The organism is Methanoculleus sp. UBA413 (assembly GCF_002502935.1).
Classification (GTDB): domain Archaea; phylum Halobacteriota; class Methanomicrobia; order Methanomicrobiales; family Methanoculleaceae; genus Methanoculleus; species Methanoculleus bourgensis.
The window spans coordinates 3,184-5,360 of record NZ_DAQR01000132.1 but is presented as its reverse complement, the minus strand read 5'-3'; the positions used below and the strand labels follow the sequence as shown (position 1 = coordinate 5,360).

Here is a 2,177-nt window from a genome sequence, read left to right as displayed (position 1 = left end):
TCGAACGTATCGAGCCAGCCCCTTGATTCATTCTCTGCACTCACCGCCGGCACAACACCCATGCTCACCAGCAGCACCGCCAGGAGCATGGAAAGTGCCCGCATTCCAATGTTTCCGTTCATTTGCTTTCCTCCTATAACATCCCCGGAGGCAAAAGAGGCACAACCATAAGTACATGGAATGCGAACCATTCTTTTGCCTTCGGGCAGATGGGGGCTCATCCGGTCTTGGACGGATGGGGTGAGCCTCCGCGGTTTTGCGAACACGTTCCAGGCATCCGCACAGGGACATAGGCGTCAGGCCATTTATGTTTTCTGTCCCTTCTCTTTACACGTCCATCGGCTGTTTGCAAAAATGAAGCATTTGATCTCATTCTGAGGGATGCAAGCGCAGGAGAACGGCCGTTTTCGCGGCAAGGAAGATCGCGCGGTCTACGTTGTAGTGCAATGATGCCGGACTAACCGACCATATCCGGCTCTCGTCGTATTCCTCCGGAGGCTGTCACGGCGATAATACCGATGGAAAGCCGTGCCCGGGAATGCCTCGAACTATGACCTCTCGGAGGATGCGAAATCCGGCCGGTACCCCCGTTCTCGTGTACTGCCGGTTGGGAACCGGGCTCTGAGCAGCCGTCGGGCTCTGCTGTGCGGCTTCTCCGCAGAGAAAGGAGTCGAAACGCCGAAAGGGTGACTTGCGGCGATTCGTGAGTGCGACGAATGGAACGTCCGGGACATCGTCATCGACAAGAACGGCCGGACGTCCATACCCCATGTCTACGCCGGCGGGGATATCGCCACCGGCGCAGCGACGGTGATCGAGGCGATGGGCTCGGCGAAGCGTGCGGCAGCGGCGATCAACGCGATGCTGAAGGAAGAGTGACAGCCCCGGGTCCTCTCACCCGGAGAGGCAGCACTTCGGGATGGCTTGTGGGGGGAGGGGGCGAGCCCCATAAGCGCTAACTTTAGCCATGAGAATTCGAGCGGATAATGCCCTATTTGGTGAAATGTGGCTAATTTGACGATATATCGGCCACACAATTCCGGTGGTGTGCGGCAATGGTCCTCCTCCGCTGAAAACGATAGGGATCAGGGAAATCTCATGGGAAACGGATTGCCTTGGGGCAGAGATGAGAACTCGCCGATTGCCTGGTACTTGCCGGTATCACCGAGAATGCATTCCACCCAGCTGGTAAGTTAACGCCTATGGGGGCGAGCCCCCTCCCCGGCCCCCACCCCCAAGGCGATTCTCACCACCCACGGTCCCCTGCCCGGGGAGCCCGGGGGACAGCCTCTCGCTCTGCCCCATGAATGCTCACGCGCGTGCTTCCACGAGAGGCTGGTGATCCCCGCACCAGAACCCGCAAGATGAGGGATATGGGCCACTACCCAAAACCGGAGGGTTATAGCCAGCCGGCATCCTTCCCATGAAGGATGTTTGTCGCCTGCCACCTGTTTATCGGTCTCGTCCTGGGCCTGGCGATCGCCGACCGCCTGGACGACCGGCGGTTTATCGGCTTCTCTGCCCTGGGGGCCGTCCTCCCCGACCTGCTCGATAAACCGGTGGGCCACATCCTGCTTGCGGAGTCGCTCAACTTCGGGCGGATAATTGGGCATGGACTGCTCTTCCTCGCACTCCTGCTCATCGTGGGCGTCGCCCTCAGGAGGCGGCGGGGGTCATTTGTGCTCCTCGCCGTCGCTGCAGGCGTCGCCTCCCACCAGGTTCTTGATGCGATGTGGGCGATGCCCGTCACCTGGTACTTCCCGCTTCTTGGTCCCTACGAGCCGGGTGAGTTTACCGGCTACTTCGGCAACGCCATCCTGGGAGAGGTATCCTCACTCTCAGAGTGGCTATTTCTCCTCGCATCAACCGCCATAGCCCTCGCCGCCGGTCACGACCTCGGCCACGACCACTCCGAGCTCAGGCGCACGCTCACCCGCGCGGCAGTCCCGCTCCTTGCAGCCCTCACCCTCGCCTCCCTCTTCGCCTGGGCGGCCGGTGTCCCGGAAAGTATCCTGATGGCCGGGGCCGGGCCGGAGGAGCACCTGATGCTCGCAGCGGCAGGGGTCGCCGGGATTATCGGGATCGCCAGACACCGGGAGTTCCTGGACGCCGGATGAGGGTCACCATCTGCCCAGTTGGGTCAACCTGTCGATTCGGCCCGGGACGGTCCTCTCCAC

The 2,177-nt window shown here is 61.2% G+C and carries 2 protein-coding genes; both read left to right on the top strand.

What is annotated here, in order from left to right:
- Positions 1-699: 699 nt before the first annotated feature.
- Positions 700-879, top strand: coding sequence for an FAD-dependent oxidoreductase (locus BP858_RS11335; protein ID WP_333582741.1), 180 nt, complete (start codon positions 700-702; stop codon positions 877-879).
- A 551-nt stretch (positions 880-1,430) separates the two neighbouring features.
- The gene (locus BP858_RS11330; protein ID WP_074175596.1) at positions 1,431-2,117 is read left to right on the top strand and encodes a metal-dependent hydrolase; all 687 of its coding nucleotides are present in this window, start codon (positions 1,431-1,433) and stop codon (positions 2,115-2,117) included.
- The last annotated feature ends 60 nt before the right edge of the window (positions 2,118-2,177 follow it).